The 17,432-nt window shown below is 76.7% G+C and carries 6 protein-coding genes; 3 read left to right on the top strand and 3 right to left on the bottom strand.

What is annotated here, in order from left to right:
* Positions 1 to 6 precede the first annotated feature (6 nt).
* On the top strand, positions 7 to 10,560 hold the full coding sequence (locus NH602_RS15850) for a non-ribosomal peptide synthetase (RefSeq protein ID WP_256494882.1): 10,554 nt from the start codon (positions 7 to 9) through the stop codon (positions 10,558 to 10,560).
* A gap of 67 nt (positions 10,561 to 10,627) precedes the next feature.
* Here NH602_RS15850 and NH602_RS15855 read toward each other — a convergent pair whose 3' ends face one another.
* From NH602_RS15855 to NH602_RS15865, 3 genes are all read right to left on the bottom strand, one after another.
* A complete protein-coding gene (locus NH602_RS15855; protein WP_073574557.1) occupies positions 10,628 to 11,668 on the bottom strand; it encodes an iron-siderophore ABC transporter substrate-binding protein in 1,041 nt (346 codons plus the stop codon).
* Between the two features lie 108 nt (positions 11,669 to 11,776).
* Positions 11,777 to 13,573, bottom strand: coding sequence for an ABC transporter ATP-binding protein (locus NH602_RS15860; RefSeq protein ID WP_253068210.1), 1,797 nt, complete (start codon positions 13,571 to 13,573; stop codon positions 11,777 to 11,779).
* Positions 13,570 to 15,312 carry an ABC transporter ATP-binding protein gene (locus NH602_RS15865; protein WP_073574559.1) on the bottom strand — a complete coding sequence of 581 codons (1,743 nt, stop codon included), beginning with the start codon at positions 15,310 to 15,312 and terminating at the stop codon, positions 13,570 to 13,572. The genes NH602_RS15860 and NH602_RS15865 overlap by 4 nt, the downstream gene beginning before the upstream one ends.
* A gap of 124 nt (positions 15,313 to 15,436) precedes the next feature.
* On the opposite strand from NH602_RS15865, the gene NH602_RS15870 reads away from it, so the two are divergent.
* Both NH602_RS15870 and NH602_RS15875 read left to right on the top strand, forming a co-directional pair.
* On the top strand, positions 15,437 to 16,375 hold the full coding sequence (locus NH602_RS15870) for a methionyl-tRNA formyltransferase (RefSeq protein WP_073574560.1): 939 nt from the start codon (positions 15,437 to 15,439) through the stop codon (positions 16,373 to 16,375).
* Positions 16,375 to 17,432: GNAT family N-acetyltransferase (locus NH602_RS15875; protein ID WP_253068211.1), on the top strand; the 1,058-nt coding region annotated here is incomplete at its 3' end. The genes NH602_RS15870 and NH602_RS15875, both read left to right, overlap by 1 nt.

Genomic DNA, 17,432 nt, shown 5'->3' on the forward strand with positions numbered 1-17,432 from the left:
GCCGAGCTGGACCGCCGCTCGGCCGCGCTGGCCGGGGCGCTGCGCGAGCGCGGTGCCGGACCGGGCAGCGTCGTCGGGATCGCCGTGCCGCGCTCGACCGAGCTGATGGTCGCGCTGCTCGGCGTCGTCCGCGCCGGGGCGGCGTACCTGCCGCTGGACCCGGAGCATCCGGCGGAGCGGATCGCGTTCACCGCCGCCGACGCGGGCGTCGACACCGTGCTGGTGCCCGCGGGCACCGACCCGCTGCCCGACCTGCCCGGGGTGCGCCGCCTCGCCGTCGCCGAGCTCGCCGACGGCCCGGTGCCTGCCGCGCTGCCCGACCCGGACCCCGACGACGCCGCCTACCTGATCTACACCTCCGGCTCGACCGGGCGGCCCAAGGGCGTCGTGGTCAGCCACCGCGCCATCGGCAACCGGCTCGACTGGATGCAGGACGCGTACCCGCTCACCGCCGACGACCGGGTGCTGCAGAAGACCCCCGCCGGGTTCGACGTGTCGGTGTGGGAGTTCTTCTGGGCCCCCTCGACCGGCGCGACCGTGGTGCTCGCCGCCCCCGGCGGGCACCGCGACCCCGAGTACCTGGCGCGGCTGGTCCGCGACGAGCGGATCACCACGCTGCACTTCGTGCCCTCGATGCTGGAGGGCTTCCTCGCCGCCGAGCAGGTCGTCGCCGACCCGCGGTGGGCGGCCACGCTGCGGCGGGTGTTCTGCTCCGGCGAGGCGCTGTCCGCGGCCGCGGCCCGGCGCTGGCACGCGCTGACCGGGGTGGCGCTGCACAACCTCTACGGGCCCACCGAGGCCGCCGTCGACGTCACCGCGCACACCGTCGCCGCCGACCCGGGCGCCGTCGTCCCGATCGGCGTGCCGGTCGCGAACACCCGCACCCACGTCCTGGACGCCTGCCTGCGCCCGGTCCCCGACGGGGTCCCCGGCGAGCTGTACCTCGGCGGCGTGCAGCTGGCGCGGGGCTACCACGCCCGCCCCGGGCTGACCGCGGACCGCTTCGTCGCCGACCCGCTCGGCGCGCCGGGGGAGCGGCTCTACCGCACCGGCGACGTCGTGCGCCGCGTCGACGGCGAGCTGGTCTACCTCGGCCGCTCCGACGGCCAGGTGAAGATCCGTGGGCAGCGCATCGAGCCGGGTGAGGTCGAGGCGGTGCTCGCCGCGACCGACGGGGTCGGCCGCGCGGCGGTCGTCGTCCGCCGGGACGGGCCGTCCCCGTCGCTGGTCGGCTACGTCGTGCCCGCCGCCGGCGCCGCTCCCGACGGCGACGGGCTGTGCGCCGCGCTGGCCCGGGTGCTGCCCGAGGCCATGGTGCCCGCCGCGGTCGTCGTGCTGGAGGAGATGCCGCTGACCCCCAACGGCAAGCTCGACCAGGCCGCGCTGCCCGCCCCGGACGTCGCCGCGGGCGGGTCGGACCGCGAGCCCGCCACCGAGGTCGAGCGCGTGCTGTGCGCGGCGTTCGCCGAGGTCCTGGGCCGCGACCGGGTCGGCCCCGACGACGACTTCCTCGCCCTCGGCGGGGACTCCATCACCTCCATCGCGGTGTCCTCGCGGGCGCGACGGGCCGGGCTGGACGTCGGGCCCGGCGACGTGCTGGCCGGGCGCACCCCGGCCGCCGTCGCCGGTCGGGCCGGGACGGCCGCCGAGCCGGTACCGCCGCTGCCCGACCCCGACGCGGCCTTCCTCGCCCGGGTGCGGGAGATCGCCGGCGACGACGTCGAACGGGTCTGGCCGCTGTCCCCGCTGCAGGAGGGCCTCTACTTCCACGCCACCCTCGACGGCACCGCGGGCACCGTCACCGCCGCCGGTGACGCCTACACCGTGCAGGAGACCGTCGAGCTCGACCACGAGATCGACCTCGACCGGCTGCGCGACGCGGTGACCGCGATGCTGCGCCGCCACCCCACGCTGCGTGCCGGGTTCACCGCCGACGGCCTCGACGGGCCGGTGCAGTTCGTCGCCGCCGACCCGGCCCCGCCGGTCCGTCTGGTGCACACCGGCTCGCAGGCGGAACGGGACCGGCTCACCGCCGCCGACCGGACCGCGCCGTTCGACCTGAGCGCCCCGCCGCTGTTCCGGATCACCGTGCTGCGCGGCGACGGCCGCGACCGGCTGCTGATCCACCGCCACCTGCTGATCTGGGACGGCTGGTCGGCCTGGCTGTTCCTGGAGGGGCTGTTCGACACCTACGCCGGGTCGCCGCCCCCGCCACCCGGCGGCGGCTACGACGACCTGCTGGCCTGGATCGCCGCCCGCGACCCGGAGCCCGGCCGGGCCGCCTGGCGGGACGCACTCGCCGGGCTCGACGAGCCCACCCTCACCGCGCCGGTCCCCGCCGCGGGCCCGCGGGAGGTCGCCGAGACCCACCTCGACCTCGACGCGGACACCTCGGCGCGGCTGCGGGAGCTGGCCCGCGCCACCGCGGTCACCCCCAACACCGTGCTCTCCACGGTCTGGGCGCTGGCCCTGGCCGCCGGCACCGGCCGCGACGACGTCGTGTTCGGCACCTCGGTCGCCGGGCGGCCCGCGACCGTGCCCGACGTGGAGAACGTGATCGGGCTGTTCCTCAACACCGTGCCCGCCCGGGTCGCGTTGCGCCCCGGCGAGACCGGCGCGCAGCTGCTCGCCCGGGTGCAGGCCGAGCGGCTCGCGCTGCTCGGGCACGAGACCGTCGGGCTGGGGGAGATCCAGCAGGTCTCCGGGCACCGGACGCTGTTCGACACGCTGTTCGTCTACCGCCCCGAGGGCGGTGAGCAGCGGGTCGCCGACCTCGGCGCCCGGCACGGCATCACCGACCTGACCAGCACCGACACCACGCACTACGCCCTGACCCTCGCGGTCACCCCCGGCGAGCGGTTCCGGCTGACCCTGTCGCACACCGTCGGGGAGCGGTCCGCGGCCCGCTGGGTCGAGCGGGTGCGCCGCGTCCTGCACGGTCTGCTCGACGCCCCCGACTCCCCGGTCGCGCGGATCGACCCGCTCGGCGACGACGAGCGCACCGAGGTCGAGGCGCACCGCACCGGGCGCCGGGTCGACACCGGCACCGCGACGGTCGCCGACCTGCTCGCCGACCGGGCCGCGCTCGCCCGCGACGACCTCGCCGTCGTCGCCGGGGACGTGCGGCTCACCTACGCCGAGCTGGACGCGGCGGTGAACCGCACCGCGCGGCTCCTGCGCGCCCGCGGCGCCGGGCCCGAGACCGTCGTCGCGCTGGGGCTGCCGCGCTCCGCCGAGACCGTCGTCGCGCTGTTCGCGGTGCTGCGCGCGGGCGCGGCGTACCTGCCGCTGGAGCTGGACCACCCGGCCGCGCGGCTGGTCGAGACCCTGCGCGACGCCCGCCCGGTCGCGGTGCTCACCACGACCGCGGTCGCCCCGGCCCTGGTCGACGCCGGTGTGCCCACGGTCGCGCTGGACGACCCGGCCGTCGCGGCCGAGCGCGCCGCACTGGACCCCGGCCCGATCCCCGACGCCGAGCTGGGCAGCTTCGCCCGCGGGAACCCGGCACGGCTCGACCTGCCCGCCTACGTCATCTACACCTCCGGCTCCACCGGGCGGCCCAAGGGCGTCGTCACCCCGTACCGGGGGCTGACGAACATGCAGCTCAACCACCGCCGCGAGATCTTCGACCCGGTGGTCGCCGAGGTCCGCGCCCGCCGCGGGCCCGACGCCCGGCTGCGGGTCGCGCACACCGTGTCCTTCGCGTTCGACATGAGCTGGGAGGAGCTGCTCTGGCTGGTCGAAGGGCACGAGGTGCACGTGGCCGATGAGGAGCTGCGCCGCGACGCGCACCGGCTGGTGTCCTACTGCGACACCCACGAGGTCGACGTCGTCAACGTGACCCCGACCTACGCCGCGGCGCTGCTGGAGACCGGGCTGCTCGCCCGGCGCCCGATGCCGCTGGTGCTGCTCGGCGGCGAGGCCGTGTCCGACGCCGTCTGGTCGACCCTGCGCGATGCCGACGGCGTGCTCGGCTACAACCTCTACGGCCCCACCGAGTACACGATCAACACCCTCGGCACCGGGACCGCGGACTCGGCCACCCCGGCGGTCGGGAAGCCGATCAGCAACACCGTCGCGCACGTCCTGGACCCGTGGCTGCGCCCGGTGCCCGACGGCGTCGCCGGTGAGCTGTACATCGCCGGCGACGGCCTGGCCCGCGGCTACCTCGACCGGTTCGCGCTGACCGCCGAGCGGTTCGTCGCCGACCCGTGGAGCCCGGGCGGGCGGATGTACCGCACCGGTGACCTGGTCCGGCGCCGCCCCGGCACCGGCGGGCTGCTCGACTTCCTGGGCCGCACCGACGACCAGGTGAAGATCCGCGGGCACCGCGTCGAGCCCGGAGAGGTCACCGCCCGCCTCGACCGGCACCCGCTGGTGTCGCGCTCGGCGGTCGTCCCGGTCCCCGCCCCGGACGGCGGGTCGCTCCGGCTGGTCGGCTACGTCGTCCCCGCCGCCCCCGACGAGGCCGACCGCGCGGCCACCGCCGCCGGCGCCGTCGACGAGTGGCGCGCGATCTACTCCGAGGAGTACTCCCGGATCCCGGTCGCGGTGTCCACCGAGGACTACGCCGGCTGGGACTCCTCCTACACCGGCGATCCCATCCCGTTCGCGCAGATGTCGCAGTGGCGGGCCGCGACCGTCGACCTGATCCGGGCACTGAGTCCGCAGCGGGTGCTGGAGATCGGGGTGGGCACCGGGCTGCTGCTCGGCCCGCTCGCCCCCGAGGTCACCGAGTACCGCGGCACCGACCTCGCCGAGCCGGTGATCACCGCGCTGCGCACCGCGCTCGCCGACGACCCGGCCCGCTACGGCCACGTCGAGCTCGACACCCGGCCCGCCGACGACCTGTCCGGGCTGCCGCGGGGCCACTTCGACACCGTCGTGATCAACTCGGTGGTGCAGTACTTCCCCGACGCCGGCTACCTGGAGCGGGTCCTCACCGGCGCCGCGGAGCTGCTCGCCCCCGGTGGCCGGATCGTCGTCGGGGACGTGCGCCGCCCGGACACGCTGCACGCGTTCCACACCGCGATCGCCCGGACCCGGCTCGGCGACGGGGCCGACCCCGCCGCGGTCGACGCCGCGGCGGAGCGGTCGCTGGCCCTGGAGAAGGAGCTGCTGCTCGCCCCGGCGTTCTTCGACCGGGTCGCGGCCGGTCTCGGCGCGGAGGTCGCGGTGCGCGCCAAGCGCGGCGACGCCCACAACGAGCTGACCCGCCACCGCTACGATGTCGAGCTGCACCTGCCCGGCGCCGACGTGCGCCGCGCCGACCCGGCCCGCACCCTGCGCTGGGGCACCGACCTGTCCTCGCTCGACGACGTCGACCGGCTGCTCGCCGACGCCGGGACCACCGGCCTGCGCCTCACCGGCGTCCCGGACGTGCGGCTCGCGACCGAGCAGGGCCGCCCGGCCGACGGTCCGGAGCCCGACGCGCTGCGCGCCCTCGCCGCCCGGCACGGCCGCGACGCCGAGCCGACCTGGTCCCCGGACGGGCCCGGCGTGCTCGACGTCGTGCTCGTGGGGGCCGATCCGGCGGGCCGTCCACTGGTCGGGCTGCACCGCGCCGGGGACCCGGCGGCGCCCGAGGCGACCGACCCGGCCGCGGCCCGGTTCGCCGCCGAGCTGGTCCCGGTGCTGCGCGAGGACCTGCGGGCAGCCCTGCCCGACCACCTCGTGCCGTCGGCGTTCGTGCTGCTCGACGAGCTGCCGCTGACCGCCAACGGCAAGCTCGACACCCGCGCGCTGCCCGTCCCCGACGCCCGCGCCGCCGCGGCGCCGTCGCGGGCCCCGGAGACCGCGACCGAGCAGGCCCTCTGCACGGTGTTCGCCGAGGTCCTCGGCCTCGACGAGGTCGGCGTGGACGACGACTTCTTCGACCTCGGCGGGCACTCGCTGCTCGCCACCCGGATCGTCGCCCGGCTGCGCACCGCGCTCGGGGCCGAGGTGTCGATCCGCGACCTGTTCACCGAGCCGACACCGGCCCGGCTCGCCGCCCACCTCGACGCCGGTGACGCGGCCGGCGCCGAGCGCGGTCCTGCCCGCCCCGTGCTGGCGCCGCGGCCCCGCCCGGAGCCGCTGCCCGCGTCGTCGGCGCAGCACCGGCTCTGGGTCCTCGACCGGCTCGACGCCGACGCGGGCCGCGACAGCGCCTACCACTTCCCGATCACCTTCCGGCTGGCCGGAGCCCTGGACGCCGACGCACTGGAGCAGGCGCTGCACGACGTCGTCGCCCGCCACGAGTCGCTGCGCACCCTGCTCGTCGACGGGGGCGACGGCGTCCCGGTCCAGGTGGTCGTCGACGCCGCGGCGGCCCGGGTGCCGTTCGTGCGCCGCACCTTCGACGCCGCCGCCACCCCGGCGGAGGTGGCGGCGGAGATCCGGCGCCCGTTCGACCTGGGATCGGACCTGCCGGTCCGGGCGCTGCTGCTCACCGAGTCCGACACCGGCGAGCACGTGCTGGTCCTCGTGCTCCACCACGTCACCACCGACGAGTGGTCCGACCGGCCGTTCCTGGCCGACCTCGCGACCGCCTACGCGGCCCGGTCCGCGGGCCGCGCGCCCCGCCTCACCCCGCTGCCGGTGCAGTACGCCGACCACACCCTGTGGCTGCGGGAGCTGCTCGGCGACCCGGCCGACCCGTCGTCGGTCGCGGGCCGCCAGCTCGGGTTCTGGACCCGCACCCTGGCCGGGCTGCCCGAGCGCCTGGACCTGCCGACCGACCGGCCCGAGCCCGCGTCCCCGACGATGGCGGGCGACGCGGTCGACGTGCCGATCGACCCCGCGCTCGGCGCCGAGCTGCGCCGCACGGCGCGCGCCGCCGGTGCGAGCACCTTCATGCTCGCCCGGGCCGCGGTCGCGGTCCTGCTGCACCGCCTCGGCGCCGGCGACGACATCCCGCTGGGCGCCCCCGTCGCCGGCCGCGCGGACCAGGCACTGGAGGACGTCGTCGGGTTCTTCGTCAACACCCTGGTGCTGCGCACCGACCTGTCCGGCGACCCCGGGTTCACCGAGGTCCTGGACCGGGTCCGGGCCGCCGACCTGGAGGCGTTCGCGCACGCCGACGTGCCCTTCGAGTCGGTGGTGCGCGCGGTCAACCCGGACCGCAGCGCCGACACCACCCCGCTGTTCCAGGTGATGGTGGTGCACCGCGCCGGTGGCACCGCCCGCGAGTCGGGGCTGGTCCTGCCCGGTGTCACCGTCGGCGAGCAGCCGCAGCCGCCCGCCCGCGCCCAGTTCGACCTGGTCGTCGAGTTCCGCGACGGCGGGCCGGAGGAACCGCTGGGGGTGCGGCTGCTGTACCGCACCGAGCTGTTCGACGCCGCGACCGTGCACGCGCTGGGGGAGCGGCTGACCACGGTGCTGCGCGCCGTCGTGGCCGACCCGCGGCGCCCGGTCCGCCGGATCGACGTCGCCGCGGCCGGGGAGGCCGACCGGGCCCGCCGCGCCCTCGACGGCGGCCCGGTCCCGGCCGCCCGCACGATGTGGGAGATGGTCGCCGGCTCCGTCGCCGACCGGCCCACCGCGGTCGCCGTCGCCGACGAGCACCGCGAGCTCGACTACGCCGGGCTCGACGTCGAGACCGCCGCTCTGGCCCGCGAGCTGCGCGCCCGCGGCGTCGGCCCGGAGACCGTCGTCGGGGTCGCGGTGCCGCGGTCGGTCGAGATGGTCGTCGCGGTGCTGGCGGTGCTGCGCGCCGGTGGCGCGTTCCTGCCGCTGGACCTCAACCTGCCCGCCGAGCGGCTGGAGTACCTGCTCACCGACTCCGGCACCCGGCTGGTCGTGACGACCGGCGACGCCGCGGCCCTGCTGCCCGCCGTCGACGGCGTCACCCACCTCGTCCCGGCGCCTCCGGAGCCGGGCCCGGCCCCGGCGGACCCGCCCACCGACCCGGCGGGCGCCGCCTACGTCATCTACACCTCCGGCTCGACCGGACGCCCGAAGGGCGCGGTCCTGCCGCACGCCGGCATCGGCGAGCTGTTGGAGCTGGCCCGCGACCGGATGCGGCTCACCGCGGACTCCCGGGTCCTGCAGTTCTCCGCGCCCGGCTTCGACGTGCTCGTGTTCGAGCTGTGCATGGCGCTGTGCTCCGGGGCCCGGCTCGTCGTCGCCCCGGAGCGGCTGCGCGGCCGCGACGCCGACCCGTCCGAGCTGACCGGGTTCTTCGCCGAGCAGCGGCTCACGCACCTGATCCTGCCGCCGTCGCTGATCACCGCGCTGCCGCCGGAGGCGTCGCTCCCGGCCGGGTCGACGGTGCTCGCCGGGACCGAGGCCGTCCCGCCGGACCTGATCGACCGCTGGGGCGCGCACCTGGACCTGCACGTCGCCTACGGGATCACCGAGGCCACCGTGAACTCCACGCTGTGGCACTCGCGGCCGGGCACCGCGTTCCGGTCACCGATCGGGCGCCCCGACCCGGGCGTGCGGACCTACGTCCTCGACGACGCCCTCACCCCCGTCCCGCCCGGCGTCCCCGGCGAGCTGTACGTGGCCGGGGCCGGGCTGGCCCGCGGCTACCTGGGGCGCACCGCCCTCACCGCGGACCGCTTCGTGGCCTGCCCGTTCGGGGAGCCGGGCACCCGGATGTACCGCACCGGCGACCGCGTCCGGCTGCGCTTCGACGACGGCGCCGAGCACCCCGACCGCGAGCCGGTCCTGGAGTTCCTCGGCCGTTCCGACGACCAGGTCACGATCCGTGGCTACCGGATCGAGCCCGGCGAGATCGAGGCCGTCCTGGCCGCGCACCCGGACGTCGCGCAGGCCGCGGTCGTCGTACGTCGGCGGGGCCCGGTCACCCGGCTCGACGCCTACGTCGTCCCGGCGGGCGGCGGCACCGCGGTGCCCGCCGGCCTCGCCGAGCACCTGCGCGGGCGGCTGCCCGAGCACATGGTCCCGGCGCACCTCGTCGCGCTCGACGGGCCGCTGCCGCGCACCCCGAACGGGAAGGTCGACAAGCGGGCGCTGCCCGAGCCCGCCCCCGCGACCGGGAGCGGCCGGGAGCCCGCCGAAGGTCCGGAACGGGTGCTGGCCGGGCTGGTCGCCGAGCTGGTGGCCGTCGACCGGGTCGGCGCCGACGACGACTTCTTCGCCCTCGGCGGGGACTCGATCATCGCGATCCGGCTGGTGTCCGCGGCCCGCGCGGCCGGGCTGGCGCTCACCCCGCGCCAGGTGTTCCGGCAGCGCACGGTCGCCGGGCTGGCCACCGTCGCCGAGCCGGTCGCGCACGACCACACCCACGACGACGGCGTCGGGCCGGTCGGGTCCACCCCGATCCTGGACTGGCTCACCGAGGTCGACCCGCACGCGCCCGGCTACAACCAGTCGGTGCTGGTGCGCACGCCGGCCGGCCTGACCGGGCCGGTGCTGCGCCGCGCCCTGGGCGCGCTGCTCGCCACGCACGGCATGCTCCGCGCCCGGCGCACCGCCGACGGCCTGGAGGTCCCCGCCGCGGTGCCCGGCCCGGTGCTGCGGGAGGTGCCGGTCAGCGCGGCGAACACCGCCGACCAGGTGCGCGAGCAGCTGGGGGAGGAGGCACTCGCCGCGCGCGACCGGCTCGACCCCGGCTCCGGCACGATGCTGTCGGCGGTCTGGTTCGACGCCGGACCGGACGCCCCCGGCCGCCTGTTGCTGGTGGTGGCCCACGTCGCCGTGGACTGGGTGTCGTGGCGGATCCTGCTCGACGATCTCGCCGGTGCCGTCGCCGCCCAGGACGCGGGGCGCGAGCCGTCGCCGCCGCCGGTCCCGGTGTCCTACCGCGCCTGGGCGTCGATGCTCGCCGCCGAGGCCGCCCGCCCGCAGCGGGTCGCCGAGACCGGCCGGTGGCGGTCGGTCCTGGCCGGACCGCGGGTGGCACTGCCGCTGGCGACGCCCTTCGACCCGGACCGCGACCGGCACGGCACCAACCGGGTGCACCCGGTGGAGCTGCCCGCGGACCTGTCGGCCGCCGTCCTCGCCGCCGGTGCGGACCGGGCACTGGCCGCCGGGCTCGGGATCGCCGTCGCCGGCCTCGCGCGCCACCACGGCGCCCCCGCCGAGGGGGTCGTGCCGCTCGCGATGGAGGGACACGGCCGGGAGGAGGAGGCCGTCGCGGCGCGACCGGACCTGTCCCGCACCGTCGGCTGGTTCACCGCGATCCGGCCGGTCGCGGTCGACCCGCGCGGACCCGCCGGGCAGGTGCGCGACCGGCTGGTCGCCGACCTCGACGGCGAGCCCGACCACGGCATCGGATTCGGCCTGCTGCGCCACCTGAACCCCGACACCGCCGCGGAGCTCGCGCCGCTTCCGCTGCCCGAGATCGAGTTCAACTACCTGGGCCGGTTCGACCGGCGCGCCCCGCGCGACTGGGGCTTCGCCGACGAGGACGACGTCCTCGACGTCGCCGTCGAGCCGGACATGCGTCAGCGGTTCCCGCTGACCGTCATCGCCCGCACCGTCGACGGCGTGGACGGACCCCGGGTGCACGCCGACCTGATCCACCCGGTGGCGGTGTTCGACGACGCCGTCGTCGCCGACCTCGGCCGGCGGTGGGGTGCGGCGCTGCGCGAGGTGACCGGGCAGGGCTGAGCACGACGGAGGGGGCCGGTCGCGGTGCGACCGGCCCCCTCTCGTGTGCGCGGGGTGCGCCCCGTGGTCAGCCCTGGGTGGCGGGGAGCGCCTCGAGCTCCGGCACCAGCTTGTCGATCGCGTACGGCAGGCTGAGCACGCTGCCGTAGCTCAGCGCGGCGGGCAGCGGCTCGGTGCGGTCGGAGCTGAGCATCCACAGCACCCGGCCCTGCTGGACGGCGTCGAGCCTGCTGAACTCCGGACGCGCCTGGATCTCGGCCTTCGCGGCCTCGGTCGGGGCGAGCACGAGCAGCTTGTCGACGTCGAACTCGCCGGCCTGCTCCGGGCTCAGCTGCGCCTCGCTCGTCCCGGCCGCGGCCCGGGTGATCGCCTCGGGGGCGCGGAAGCCGAGCTGGGCGAGCAGGTCGGCCTTGATGTCGCCACCGGCGAACGCGAAGTAGTTCGGGGTGTCGTAGGAGACCGCGACGGCGGTCTGCTGCGCCCAGTCGGGGTGCGCGGCCTTGGCGTCGGCGATCTTCTTCTCGGTCGCGGCGATCAGTTCGTCGCCCTGCTGCTCACGGCCGACGGCCCTGGTGATCTCCCGGGTCATGACCTGCCAGGACGCGGTGTAGTCCTCGAAGCCCTTCGGCTGCGCGACCGTCGGCGCGATCCGGGAGACCTGGTCGTACTGCTCCTGGGTCATGCCCGAGTACGACGCGATGATCAGGTCCGGCTGGAGCGCCGCGATCTTCTCCAGCTGGTACTCCTCGCGGACGCCGACGACCTCGGGGGTCTGCCCGGCGAAGCCCTGCTCCTGCCACAGCCACGTGTTACCGGCCGGGGGCTGGGTGAACCAGTCGACGATGCCGACCGGCGCGATCCCGACGGCGAGCAGCGCGTCCGGGTCGGTGTAGCCCAGGGTCACGACCCGCTCGGGCTCGGCGGTGATCTCGGTGGAGCCGTACTTGTGCTCGACGGTCACCGGGAAGGTGCCGGACGCGGCCGGGGCCGCGGGGGCCTCGGCGCCGCCGCCCGACGGCGCCGACGAGCACCCGGCGAGGACGAGGACACCGAGCAGGGCGACGAGCAGTGGACGGAACCGTCCCCTGGACGGTGAGGCGTGAGGCATGACGTTCCTGTTCTCTCGACCCGGGACGACGGGGCCGTCGTTGCCCGGTGATCCGATGTGGCAGTTGAGGCTTACCTAAGTCCCAGGTCAGGTCAAGAGATCCTTACCTCAGTCGCCGGTACGCCGGACGGACTCACCGCGCAGACCCGTCCAGGCCTGCCACAGCTGGGCGAAGCGGCCGCCGGAGGCGACCAGCTCGGCGTGCGTGCCGGTCTCCGCGGTCCGCCCGCCCTCGAGCACCAGCACGAGGTCGGCGTCGGCGACCTGGCTGAGCCGGTGCGCCACGACGACGGCCGTGCGGCCGGCCAGCGCGGCATCGGCGGCGCGTTCCAGCTCCGCCGCGCCGGCGCTGCCGGCCTCGGCGGTCGCCTCGTCGAGGATCACCACCGGCGGGTCGGCCAGCACCAGCCGGGCCAGCGCGAGCTGCTGGGACTGCACCACGGTCAGCGCGTGCCCGGTGTCCCCGACGACGGTCTCCAGCCCGTCGGGCAGCCGGTCCACCCAGGGCGCCGCGCCGACCGTGGCCAGGGCGGCGCGCAGGTCGTCGTCGGTGGCGTCCGGGCGGGCCAGGCGCAGGTCCTCCGCGAGCGGCCCGGCGAACACGTGCACCTCCTGGGTCACCAGGACCACCGGCGGCCGCCCGCCGCGCTGGTCGATGCGTTCCAGCGGCACGCCGCCGATCTCGACCGATCCGGCGTCCGGGGTGTGCATCCCGGCGACGAGCTTGGCCAGCGTGGACTTGCCCGCCCCGCTGGTCCCGACCAGCGCGACCCGGGCGCCGGGCGCCAGGTCGAGGTCCACCCCGGACAGTGCCGGGTGGCCGTCGACGTAGGAGTGGGTCAGGCCGCGCACCCGCACCCGCGCGTCGGCGGGCACCGCCGGGTCCGCGGGCGGGGCGGGCGGGTCGATCTCGGCGACGCCGACGATGCGCCGCAACCCGGCGACCGCGGACTGGGCGGCGTCGAGCTGGAACAGCATGATGTTGATCGGCGTGAACAGGTTGATGAAGTACAGCGCCGCCGCGCTCGCCGTACCGATCGTCGTGCTGCCGTTGCCGACCAGCACGAACCCGGCGACCAGCACGCCGCTCAGACCGAGGATCTCACCGGCGTTGAGCCGGCCGAAGAAGCGGGTCTGCAGCACCACGAGCCGCTGCCCGATCCCGGCGACGGCCTCGGCGCGGGCACGGACCCGGTCCAGGTGGTCGTCGGTGAGGCGGAACGCGCGCACCGTGCTCACCCCGGCCGCGGTGTCGAGCAGTTGCTGCTGCTGGGCCCCGCCCGCGATGCGCTCGTCGTCGTAGAGCGGGCCGGAGTGACGCAGGAACCAGCGGGCGGTGACCACCTGGATCGGCACCGCCAGCAGCGCGCCGAGCAGGAACCGCCAGTCCAGCGCGGCGAGCGCGACCAGGGTCAGGCCGATGATCAGTGCGGCCCTGGCGAACTCGGGCAGCGCCTCGCGCACCGCCTCGCCGACGACCTTGACGTCGTCGGTGACGCGCGCGGTGAGGTCACCGGACCCGGCCTGCTCCAGGGTGTCCAGCGGCAGGTCCAGCGCGCGGGCGACGAAGCGCTCCCGCAGCCGGGCCAGCATCGTCTCCCCGACCCGGGCGATCAGCGCGATCCCGGCGAAGGCGAGCACACCCTGGACGACCGCGACCCCGGCCAGCGCGGCGACCGGCGCGGTCAGCGCCGACGGCGCCGCCCCGCGGGCGGCGAGGTCGACGATCCGGCCCAGCAGCGGTGCCGCCACCAGGCTCACCGCCGACCCGGCGACCAGCGCGACGAGGGCGGCGACGGCCGTCCCGCGGCGCGGCCGGAGCAGCTCGCCGAGGACGGCGCGGGTGCGGCGCCCGTCGGCGACGGGCAGCAGACGGGGTCCGGACGGCTCGGTCCCGGTGGTCATCCGGTCACCACCCTGCGGTAGTCGGTGTCGTCGGTCATCAGCTCGGTGTGCGTCGCGTCCGCGACGACCCGGCCGTCGCGCAGCACCACCACGCGGTCGGTGACCGCGAGGAGCGCCGGGCTGGTGGTGAGGAGCACGGTCGTGCGGCCGGTGCGGTGCTCGCGCAGCCGGGCCGCGATCTCGGTCTCGGTGACGGCGTCGACGGCGGTCGTGGGGTCGTGCAGCACCAGGACCGGGGGATCGGCGGCCAGCGCCCTGGCCAGTGCGACCCGCTGGCGCTGCCCGCCCGACAGTGAGCTGCCGCGCGAGGTCACCGGGGTGTCCGCGCCCTGCGGGAGGGCCTCGACGGCCTGGTCGGCGCGGGCCGCGGCCATCGCCGCGACCGTCGCGGACCCCGCGGCGCCGTCGCGGGTCGCGGCGGTGACGTTGTCCAGGACGGTGCCGGTGAACAGGTGCGCGTCGTGCGCCGCGACCAGCAGCGTGGACCGGGTGGCGGCCGGGGCGAGGTCGTCGACGCCGGTGCCGCCGAGCAGGATCCGCCCTTCCTCGGGTGCGATGTCGCGGGCCAGGCAGCGGGCGAGTGCGGTCGCCGCGGACGGGTCGCGGGCGACCACGCCGAGCAGCTGACCGGCGGGCACCTGCAGGTCGAGGCCGTCGAGCGGGCCGTGCCGCAGCCCGGTGACCGCCAGCGCGGCGGCGGGGTCGGTGGGGTCGGCGGTGGGGCCGGCATCGCGGCCGTCGTGGCCGGGGCCGACGGCGGGCGGCGCGGAGAGGATCTCGGCGATCCGCCCGGCCGAGGCCCGCGCCTGGGCGAAGCGCGCCCCGGCGATGCCGAGGGTCTGCAGCGGCCCGACGAGGAACTGGGCGAGCCCGACCGCGGAGACCAGGTTGCCGACGGTGATGGACCCGTCGAGGGCGAGCAGGCCGCCCACGAGCGCGATGACCGCGAGGAACAGGCCGTTCGCGAGCTGGACGGTGCCGAGGAAACCGGCCTCGGCGCGGGTCGCCCGCAGCGTGGCGCCCAGCGCGGTGCGGCTGCTGGCCGCGTACTGCTCGGCCGCGGCGGGCCCGGCGCCCAGTCCCTTGAGGACGCGGATCCCGGACACCAGGTCGGCTGCGGTGCCCGCCGCGCGTGCGGCCCGCTCCTGCTCGGCGCCGCTGCGCCGCTCCAGCGGCCGGCCGACCCGGCCGATCAGCCACAGCAGCGGCGGGGTGCCGAGCAGGATGAGCAGGCCCAGGGGGAGCGAGATCCGCAGCAGCGCGACGGCGGCGACGACGAGCGCCGCCGCCGCGGCCGCCGCCGTCGGGATCCAGAAGTTCATCACCGCGACCCGCTTGGCGTCGGCGACGGCGATCGAGGTGACCGAGCCGGGCAGCCTGCCGGTCTCGGCGCCGCCCCGGTGGTCCAGCAGCCGCGCCGCCACGCGGGTGCGGAGCCCGGCGTCGGCACGCAGGTCGGCGTGCAGGGCCTGCCGCGCGCCGAACCGGTAGCTGTAGGACAGCATCGCGAAGTCCGCGGCCAGTACCAGCAGCCAGATCACCAGGCTGCCGACGTCGCCGGTCGCGACCGCGCGGTCGATCACCACGCCCACCAGGACCGGTACCAGCGCCTCACCCACCTGGTGCCCGCAGAGCAGGACGGTGGCCGCGGCGACCCGGCCGCGGAACGACCTGATCGTGCTGCGGACCACCTCGCGTGCGGTGACCCGTGCGTCACCGGTGCCCCTGTGCTCGGTCATGAAGAGAGGCTAACCTCACCAGCGCGTGGCGATCATGAGGGCGGGGTGTGTCTCGCCGCTCCCCGGTCGGCGCACCGGTCGCCGCCCGTCATCGGGTCCCGTCCCAGGAGGAGGTCGACACCTCGTGCGTGTCGTGTTGTTCGGATACCAGAAGTGGGGAGCCCGGCTGCTCGCCGACCTGCTGGACTCGCGGCACGAGGTGGTGCTCGTCGTCAGCCACCCGGAGGAGGGCGAGCCGTCCCCGGTGATCTTCCAGGAGTCGCTCGGTGACCTGGCCCGTGAGCACGGGATCCCGGTGCTCTACCGGGAGAAGGCCGTGGACGCCGAGCTGGTCACCGCGATCACCGGGTCCGGTGCCGAGATCGGGGTGGCCTGCAACTGGCGCACCTGGATCTCCCCGCAGGTGTTCTCCGCCCCGCCCCGCGGGACGGTCAACACCCACGACTCGCTGCTCCCGCGCTACGCCGGGTTCTCCCCGCTGAACTGGGCGCTGATCAACGGCGAGAGCCAGGTGGGCGTGACCGCGCACTGGATGGACGCCGAGCTCGACCGCGGCCCGATCATCTGCCAGCGCACGGTGCCGGTCACCCCGACCGACACCACCGAGGACCTGTTCGAGCGCACCGTGCTCCTGTTCGGACCGCTCGCGCTCGAGGCGTTCGACCGGGTCGAGCACGGTCCGCACGAGTGGCTCACCCAGGACCCGGCGCACGCGTCGTTCTTCCACAAGCGGGCCGACGAGGACAACCGCATCCCCTGGGACCGTCCGGCGGCCGACCTGGTCAACCTGGTGCGCGCGCAGACCGGGCCGTACCCGAACGCCTGGTGCCTGCACGACGGGGCGCGGCTGCGGGTGCTGGAGGCGACCGTGTCGCGGGAGCGCTGCGGCGGGACCAACGGGCGGATCTTCGCCCGCGAGGGGAGCGGGGTGGTCGTCGTCGCCGGGCCGGACGCCTGGCGTGGCGGCCAGTACGGCCTGGTCCTGCAGCGGGTCAAGGACGCCGACGGGGTCGAGCACGTCGCCGGCGACCACTTCCGCCGCATGGGGGGTTACCTGACCTGATGACTCCCGCCGCCCGCCGGGAACGGATCCTGCGACACGCCCTCCTCGACATCGGCGCCGATCCGGCGCCGGGTCCGCTGGTCCTGCCGTTGCCCGCGGTGGGGATGGACGTCGTCGCCGAGGTCGAGCACGCCTCGCCGGTCGGCCTGCACCGGTTCTCCCGGATCGCCCTGGCCACGACCGACGGTGCCGTCGACCCCCACCCGGGTCCCGACGAGCTGGCCGCCGCGTTGCGTACCGAGCTCGCCGCCCGCGGCGGCCCCGGACCGCTGCCGCCGGGTCCGGTCCCGGCGGCCGCCGACGGTCCCGCCCCGGAACAGGGGCCGGCCGGCGGCCCGCCGGAGCCCGCCGGTGGCACCGACCCGGTGGCGGTCGCGCTGGCCCTGCTGCACCACGAGGCGGGTCGCGTCTCCGACGCCGACCTGACCGACCGGGTACTGGTGTCGGGCCTGCTGCCGCTGGTCGGGGCAACCGGCCCGGCGGCTCGGCCGGAGTGCTCGGAGCTCACCGCGCTGGCCGAGCGGCTCGCCGCGGCCCGTGACGCCGAGCGCCCCGGCCGGGTGCGGCGGCTGCTGCATCATTGGCTGACCGCGGCGCACCTGTGGCGTCGCCCGGTCCTGCACCCGGCCCGGTGGCACCGCACGCCGAACCCGCTGCTGCGGGCGGGTGCGCCGGCGGTGACCGACCCGCCGGTGCCCGGCCGCGCGGGGGAGTACCTGCTGCGTCCGGCCCGTCCGCACGGCGCCGACCTGCGCACCGTCGGGGACTGGATGCGCAGGCCCGAGGTGGTGCGCTTCTTCGGTCAGCCCTGGCCCGACGAGCGCTGGGCTCGTGAGCTGGACGGCCACGGCGCCGGGTCGGGTACCGCCGCCGTGCTCGTGGAGCCCGCCGGCGACCCGGCCGCCGGACCGATCGCGTACCTGGAGATCTACCGCCCGGTGCGGCACGCGCTGGCCCGCGCGTTCCCGGTCGGCCCGGGCGACGTCGGCGTGCACGTCTGCGTCGGTGCCGCGCACCGGCGTGGCACCGGTGGCGCGCTGCTCGCCGCGGTCGCCGA

The sequence above is a fragment of the Pseudonocardia sp. McavD-2-B genome (assembly GCF_024124365.1).
Lineage (GTDB): Bacteria > Actinomycetota > Actinomycetes > Mycobacteriales > Pseudonocardiaceae > Pseudonocardia > Pseudonocardia alni.

Bases quoted from the DNA above. Each gene is read 5' to 3' on its own strand.
- NH602_RS15855 (WP_073574557.1), bottom strand. From the start codon at position 11,668: ATGCCTCACGCCTCACCGTCCAGGGGACGGTTCCGTCCACTGCTCGTC.
- NH602_RS15860 (WP_253068210.1), bottom strand. From the start codon at position 13,573: ATGACCACCGGGACCGAGCCGTCCGGACCCCGTCTGCTGCCCGTCGCC.
- NH602_RS15865 (WP_073574559.1), bottom strand. From the start codon at position 15,312: ATGACCGAGCACAGGGGCACCGGTGACGCACGGGTCACCGCACGCGAG.